This window comes from Streptomyces sp. NPDC058045, from assembly GCF_042885635.1.
In the GTDB taxonomy this organism is placed as follows: Bacteria; Actinomycetota; Actinomycetes; order Streptomycetales; family Streptomycetaceae; genus Streptomyces.
This window is the reverse complement of record NZ_JBHVRR010000034.1, coordinates 42666-49791: the sequence shown is the minus strand read 5'-3', so window position 1 is coordinate 49791 and position 7126 is coordinate 42666. Positions and strand designations below refer to the sequence as shown.

Below are 7126 nucleotides of genomic sequence, written 5' to 3'. Positions count from 1 at the left end.
GACGTCAGCAGGCGCCGCTAGCTCAGTTGGTTAGAGCAGCTGACTCTTAATCAGCGGGTCCGGGGTTCGAGTCCCTGGCGGCGCACCGGACGGTCGAAGGCCCCTCGCGAAAGCGGGGGGCCTTCGGCCTGTGGCGACGACCCCAGCCCCGGCGGCCCGGCTGGGGGTCCGGGGGTTATCCCCCGGGAGAACGCAGCATCAGCGGGTCCGGGGTTCGAGTCCCTGGCGGCGCACCGGACGGTCAAAGGCCCCTCGCGAAAGCGGGGGGCCTTCGGCGTGTGGCGACATACCCCTCTCGGGGGCCCAGGACGGCCACTCTCGTTGGCTCAGCCCGAGGTGGCGATGTGGACGGTCCAGTCGCCGGCGCGGGTGCGGCCCTCGGCGGTGATGTCGATGCGTACCCGGCCCTCGCGCACCGTGAAGCGCTCGCCCTCGCGGAGTGGGGCGTCGGCCAGTGGCGGATACACCGAGGTCTCCCGGCAGGCCGAGGTCCGCGGGTGGGTGTCGAGTACCTCGACGGGGCCGCCGCCGGAGACGGTGGTGCTGCGTACCCGGTACACCAGCAGGCCCTCGGTGCAGGTGGTGCTGTCGTTGCCGGCGGCGCCGCGGGCTTCGACGGCTACGGCGCCGGAGCGGCCGGTACGGATGACGGCGAGTTTGGTGCCGCGGCCCGTACCGAAGACGCGGTGGGAGACGGCGGCGGTCGCGGCGGGGGCGGCGGAGAGCGGCTCCAGGGTGAGCCGGGTGTGGCCCTCGCCCTCCACGCACACCACCTGCCGCGGATCCAGCCACCCCAGCTTCCACTTGTGCCAGCCGAAGAGGTCCGGCGCCAGCCCGAACTGGCTGCCCATGACGTCCCAGTCCCCGACATAGGTGTCCCAGTCGCCCTTGCCGTCCGCCGGCCGGTGGTAGAGGTCCGGCAGGTCGAAGACATGGCCGGTCTCGTGCGCGAGGACGTTGCGGTCCGGGGGGTGTTGCTCGAAGACGGTGACGATACGGCGCAGCGGTGCGCCGTCGGCCTCCACCGGCTGGTCGAGGTTGACCACCTTGGTGGCGTCGGAGTCCACTCCCGGGGCGTCCGGATCGGCGATGAAGTACACCACGTCGTACTTGGCGAAGTCGGTGCGGGGATCGGCGGCGGTGACCGCGTCCCGCAGATAGGCGGCGCGGCGGCCGGCGTCCCAGTCGCGGCGGATGCCGTAGGCGGTGGACGGCTTGGGCATCCGGACCCACTGCTTCTGGGGGTGCGGGCGCAGGGTGAAGCGGCCGTAGGAGGCGCGCTGGTAGAAGCGGGTGGTGGCGGGGAAGTGGTCGGCGGCCAGCTCGCGGGGCGTGGTCAGGGGGCGGGAGTCCGGGAAGGACAGGAAGACGAGGACCGCGTCGAGGGAGCGGCGGGGCTTGGGGTAGGCCGCGTTCCAGGTGTCCAGGCCCTCGGAGTGGTGGGCCTCGGTGCGTTGCAGGGCGCAGCCTTCGGGTCCGGTGGCGGCTCGGGCGGGGCCCGCGACGAGGGAGGTGGCGGTGAGTGCGGTGAGCGCGGTGAGGGCGGCGCCCGCGTTGCGCAGCCGGAGGCGTCGGCGGTCGTCGGGGCTTCTCGCGCCGCGGCGGCGGTGCGGGCTCGGCCGTCTCGGCACAGGTACCTCCTGCCGACTGCGGAGCGGTAAGGGGGACGTGACCGCACCGGCGGCGGGGCCGCGGCGGTCTCCGTGATCGCGGAGATCGAGGGGATCACCGGGAGCACCGCACCCAGACTGATGGCGTTTGTCATACTTTGCCCTGTTGATCTCCCCCGGCCGAGTGAGCGGTTGCGACAACGGTGCGACACTCCGGCACTCACGGACCGTCACTTCCGGTCGGGGCTCGGCGAGTACGTGTTCAGGAGCGCGCAGAAACGATCCCGCTAGGGGGTCGAGGCGAAAGCTCCGTCAGATGGAGGCTGGCTCGGCTCTCGGGGCGGGCTCTATGATCGGCAGACTTCCTGCGCGGACCTACGGTGACCGGCCCCTGTGGCCTGCGGAACCGCCGGTCGCCATCGGACGGGACCGGCCCGGGCCCGGTACAGGCCCCACGGCCACGAGAGCACGGCGGGAGCGAACGGTGAGCGGAGCTTGTGAGGGACCTGGACCGGGGGTCGGCCCCGGTCGCCAGGCCCCCCTGGCCGAGCCCCCCGTCACCGAGCGTCACGCCGAGCCCACCGCCGCCCGCTCCCCCGTACACGCCGCCTCCGCCGCGCAAGCCGTGGACCCGCGGACGTATCGGGCCGCGTTCGCCGCCGCGCCCGTCGCGCTGGCCGTGGTGGACCGCGAGGGGCTGCTGGTCACCGCCAACGAGGCCTTCGACACGCTCCTCGGCACCCGCCCCGGCGACCGCTCAGGACAGCCCGCCGCCGAACTCGTCGACCTGGGCTCCGACAGCCGCACCTGGCACGCCTACCGCGAGATGCTCCGCGGCCGGCAGGCCCGACTGCGCTGCACCCGCCGCCTCAAGCACCCCGACGGGCACTCCCTCTGGGCTCAGGTCACGGTCACCCCGCTCGGGCCCGGCGGCGGTCCCGGGGTGGTGCTGCTCTCGGTCAGCGACATCAGCCTGCGGCGGGAACTCCAGTCCCGGCTGCGCCACCTCCAGATGCACGACCCGCTCACCGGGCTGCCCAACCGCACCCTCTTCTTCGAGCGCCTCACCGCAGCCCTGGAGACCGCGGCCCACGAGGACGGCGGCACCGGCCGGGTCGGGCTCTGCTATCTGGACGTGGACGGCTTCAAGGCGGTCAACGACAGCCTGGGGCACCGGGTGGGCGACCGGCTGCTGGCCGCCGTCGCCGAGCGGCTCACCCGCTGCGCCGAGAACACCGCGGGCGAGCGCCCCGGACCGCTGGTGGCCCGGCTCGGCGGGGACGAGTTCGCGCTGCTGCTGGAGGACTCCACCGGCACCGAACAGGCCGCGGGCCTCGCCGAATCGGTCCTGCGGGCGCTGCGGGAGCCATTCGAGCTGGGCGGGCGGCGGCTCGCGGTGTCCGCCTCGATCGGGGTGGTGGAGCGGCGGGCGGCGGGCAGTACCGCGACTGGTCTGATGCAGGCCGCGGACACCACGCTGTACTGGGCGAAGGCCGACGGCCGGTCCCGCTGGACGCTCTTCGACCCGGAGCGCAACGCACACCGGATGACCCGCCAGGCCCTCTCCACCACGCTGCGGCCGGCGGTGGAGCGCGATGAGTTCGTGCTGGAGTACCAGCCGCTGGTGGGGCTGGCGGACGGGGTGCTGCACGGGGTGGAGGCGCTGGTGCGGTGGGCGCATCCGCAGTTCGGTCTGCTGGCGCCGAACCGTTTCGTTTCGCTCGCGGAGGAGGACGGCTCCATCGTCCAGTTGGGCCGCTGGGTGCTGCGTACCGCGTGCCGGCAGGCCCGGCGCTGGCAGGTGGACCACCCGGAGGCCGATCCGCCCTATGTCAGTGTGAACGTGGCGGTGCGGCAGGTGTGGGACTCGGATCTGGTGGCGGATGTCGCGGAGATCCTCGCCGAGACGTCGCTGCCGCCGGGGCTGCTCCAGTTGGAGCTGACCGAGTCCGCGGTGATGGGCTCCGCGGGCCGCCCCCTCCAGTCGCTCCAGGCGCTCAGCGCGATGGGGGTGCGGATCGCCATCGACGACTTCGGCACCGGCTACTCCAATCTCGCCTACCTCAGCCGCCTCCCGGTGCACGCCCTCAAGCTGGACGGCTCCTTCGTCCACGGCTTCCGCTACGAGGACGGGGCGCACCCCAATCCGGCGGACGAGACGATCGTGGAGGCCCTGGTGCAGCTCGCCCACAAGCTGGGGCTGACGGTGACCGCGGAGTGTGTGGAGACCGCGGGGCAGGCGGCGCGGCTGCGGCGGATCGGCTGCGACACCGGGCAGGGCTGGCTCTACTCGCGCCCCGTGCCGCCGTCCGGTATCGACGCGCTGCTGAGCCGCCCCGCCCCGTGAGCGGTCAGACGGTGGGCAGCCGGTAGGCGTCGGCGATCAACTCGTAGGAGCGGACGCGGAGTTCGCCGCTGTGGGCGTTGGCGGTGAGCATCAGCTCGTCGGCGCCGGTGCGCTTCTGCAACTCGTCCAGGCCGGTCCGTACCGCGTCCGGGGTGCCGTGGATGACGTTGGCGTTCCAGCTCTCCACGAACTCCCGCTCGGCGGCGCTGAATGGGTGGGCCTCGGCCTCCTCGGGGGTCGGCACCAGGCCGGGGCGGCCGGTGCGCAGCCGGACCATGTTGAGCGCGGCGGCCAGCACCTGCCGCCGGGCCTCCCGCTCCTCGTCGGCGGCGAGCGCGGCCACCCCGATCAGCGCGTACGGGGCGTCCAGTACGGCGGAGGGGCGGAAGGACTCGCGGTAGAGGTCGAGCGCGGGCACCGTGTTGCGGGCGGAGAAGTGGTGTGCGAAGGCGAAGGGCAGCCCGAGGACCCCGGCGAGGCGGGCGCTGAACCCGGAGGAGCCCAGGAGCCACAGCGGGGGCCGGGCCGGTGACTGCACCCCGCCGGGCGCGGAGCCCTGCACCGGCCCGGGCACCGCGTGGATCCGGGCGTAGGGGTGGCCGTCGGGGAAGTCGTCGTCGAGGAAGCGCGTCAGCTCGGCCAGGAGCTGTGGGAACTCGTCGGCGCCCTCGTGCAGATTATCGGTACGGCGCAGGGCGGCGGCGGTGGCGCCGTCGGTGCCGGGGGCGCGGCCGAGGCCCAGGTCGATACGGCCGGGCGCCAGCGCCTCCAGGGTGCCGAACTGCTCGGCGATGACCAGCGGGGCGTGGTTGGGCAGCATGACGCCGCCGGAGCCGAGGCGGATGCGTTCGGTGTGGGCGGTGAGGTGGGCGAGGATCACCGCCGGGGAGGTGGAGGCGACACCGGGCATCGAGTGGTGCTCGGCGACCCAGTAGCGGTGGAAGCCGCGGCTCTCGGCCAGCCGGGCCAGCTCCACCCCGGTACGCAAGGCCCGGCTCGCGGTGCTGCCCGCGCCGACGGTGACCAGGTCCAGCACGGAGAGCGGGACCGGGGCCTCGCCCTGTGCGGTGCCGCGGATCTGTGCGGCGCCCTCGCCGTGCCTGTCGTCGGTCGCGTCCACCGGAATGCCTCCTGCCGGGTGTTCGGATGTACTGCGGGGACGCGTGGGTACGCGGCCCCGGACACCGTAACGGGAGGCTGTCTCCGGTTATTCCGTGGCTATTCCCTGGCCTGGACGATCGGCTCGCGGGTGAAGAGCGCGCCAAGGGAGGGCGCGTTGACGCGGCGGCCGGCCAGCCGCAGGCCCTCCCAAGCGGTGACCTGGTTCGCGGTGAGCACCGTCTTGCCCAACTCCCGTTCCAGCAGGGGCAGATGGGCCACCGTGTGCAGTGCGGTGTCCGGCAGCAGCAGCACCTCCGCCTCCGGTACGTCCGCGGCCCGCGCCAGTTCCAGCACCTCGGTCGCGCCCCAGGTGCCGACCTCCGCGGCGGTACGGGCACCCCCGGCGTGCAGCGACACCACCTCGAAACCGGCCGCCGCGAGGAACTCCCCGAAGAGCGCGGCCACCTCCTCCGGATAGGTCGCCGCCACCGCCACCCGCCGCGCCCCCTCCGCGGCGAGCGCGTGCGCGAAGGCGAAGGACGTACTGGAGGCGGGCATCCCCGCGGTCCTGGCCAGGGCCCGCACCTGCTCATGCGCCCCGTCCCAGCCGTGTACGAAGCCGCCGCTGGTGCAGGCCCAGACCGCGGCCTCGGCGCCGGTGAGCCGCAGTTCCTGCACCCCGGCGGCGAGGCGCTCGGCGGAGCCCATCTCCCGCAGGGTGCCGACCCGCTGGGCGTCCTCCCCGATGTCGGTGTGGACGACGGCGAGCCGCACATCGCTGCCGAGCAACTGCTCCATGCGCGGGTAGTCGTCCTCCGCCGAGTGGCCGGGATAGAGGAATCCCAGTGCGGTCACGTCCAGCCTCCTTCTGCGGGTGGTCCCTCGGGCAGCGGCGGCATGTCCAGTTGCCGGGCACCCGGGCGGGCACCGGGGTCGAGCAGCGCCTGGTACGGCCCCACCGCACGGGTACCCAGGCGACGCAGCGCGGCCCACATCGTCACCTGATTCGCGGACAGCACCGGCATCCGCAGCTCCGCCTCCAACTGCGGGATGGCGTCATAGGTGGCGAGGTTGGTGCAACTGATCACCAGCGCGTCGGCCGCGGTACCGGCGGCCCGCCGCGCCATGTCCACCACATCCCGGTAGGACACCTTCCAGATGTGCCGGGTCAGACCCAGGTCCGCCCCGCCCACGACCTGCACCCCGGCCTCGCCCAGATACTCCTCCAGCGCCCCGGTCACCGAGCGGGTATAGGGGGTGACCAGGGCGATCCGTCGGGCGCCGATCTCCTCCAGCGCCTCGATCATCGCCCCGGAGGTGGTCAGCGAGGGCAGCTCGCCGGCCCGGGTCATCGCCTCGCACATGGCGCGCTCACCGGCGGTACCACCGACGAAACTGCCCGAGGAGCAGGCATAGGCGATGACCTCTGGCTCGGCGGCGCTCAGCGCGCGTACCGCCTCACCGAGGGTCTCGTGCTCGCTGACCACCCGCGCCAGGTCCAGGCTCACCTCGACCGGCACATACGGGGTGCGGGTGAGATAGAGGGAGACCCCCTCGGGCACCCAGCGCCACAGTTCGCGGTCGAGCGCGAAGTCAAAAGGGGCGACGATCCCCACACCTCGCTGCGGCTGGGGACCACCCAGAAAAGAGACGTCCATAGCAAGCCCCGATTTCGGTCAAACAGGAAAGGAGGAGGCTCCGGCCACCGAAGGAATCGGGGAAGGCCGGGGAGTGGGGAGGACTGGATGCCGGCACGCGCCGGGACGTCGGGATGGGAACGCGCGGGCCCAAGGGAGGCACGTCCGCGAAGGCCGACCCGCCCTGGGAAATGGGTCCGTGCTGTCGAAGGTAGATTCCACCGCGACCGTGGTCAATCCATCTCTGGCCACCGCTTTTACCGATATCAGCCCCCAAACAGGAACACCGTGCGGGCACCGCCATCGAACCCCGTCCACCCCACCGCCAACTCCCTTCCGCGGAGGCGCCGTTGGAGCGGATTCCGATCCGGGCGGCACGTACGGGACCCGGACCACCTCACCGGAGATTTCCCGGCGCCCGACCGGGTGCC

At 73.0% G+C, this 7126-nt stretch carries 5 protein-coding genes and 1 tRNA gene; 2 read left to right on the top strand and 4 right to left on the bottom strand.

What is annotated here, in order from left to right:
• Positions 1–11: 11 nt before the first annotated feature.
• Positions 12–85: transfer RNA gene (locus ACFVST_RS20700), tRNA-Lys, on the top strand.
• Between the two features lie 241 nt (positions 86–326).
• Here ACFVST_RS20700 and ACFVST_RS20695 read toward each other — a convergent pair.
• Positions 327–1631, bottom strand: a complete 1305-nt coding sequence (locus ACFVST_RS20695; protein ID WP_390153868.1) for a M6 family metalloprotease domain-containing protein — start codon at positions 1629–1631, stop codon at positions 327–329.
• Between the two features lie 463 nt (positions 1632–2094).
• Here ACFVST_RS20695 and ACFVST_RS20690 point away from each other — a divergent pair, with 463 nt between their 5' ends.
• Positions 2095–3957 carry a putative bifunctional diguanylate cyclase/phosphodiesterase gene (locus ACFVST_RS20690; protein ID WP_390153865.1) on the top strand — a complete coding sequence of 621 codons (1863 nt, stop codon included), beginning with the start codon at positions 2095–2097 and terminating at the stop codon, positions 3955–3957.
• A gap of 4 nt (positions 3958–3961) precedes the next feature.
• Here ACFVST_RS20690 and ACFVST_RS20685 read toward each other — a convergent pair whose 3' ends face one another.
• The 3 genes from ACFVST_RS20685 to ACFVST_RS20675 form a co-directional block, all read right to left on the bottom strand.
• A complete protein-coding gene (locus tag ACFVST_RS20685) occupies positions 3962–5077 on the bottom strand; it encodes an LLM class flavin-dependent oxidoreductase (RefSeq protein ID WP_390153862.1) in 1116 nt (371 codons plus the stop codon).
• 98 nt (positions 5078–5175) lie between these two features.
• Positions 5176–5913 carry a decarboxylase gene (locus ACFVST_RS20680; protein WP_390153859.1) on the bottom strand — a complete coding sequence of 246 codons (738 nt, stop codon included), beginning with the start codon at positions 5911–5913 and terminating at the stop codon, positions 5176–5178.
• Positions 5910–6716, bottom strand: a complete 807-nt coding sequence (locus tag ACFVST_RS20675; RefSeq protein ID WP_390153856.1) for an aspartate/glutamate racemase family protein — start codon at positions 6714–6716, stop codon at positions 5910–5912. Before ACFVST_RS20675 ends, ACFVST_RS20680 begins: the two co-directional genes overlap by 4 nt.
• Positions 6717–7126: the final 410 nt, after the last annotated feature.

Coding starts and splice junctions, on each gene's coding strand:
- ACFVST_RS20675 (WP_390153856.1), bottom strand. CDS start 6,716: ATGGACGTCTCTTTTCTGGGTGGTCCCCAGCCGCAGCGAGGTGTGGGG.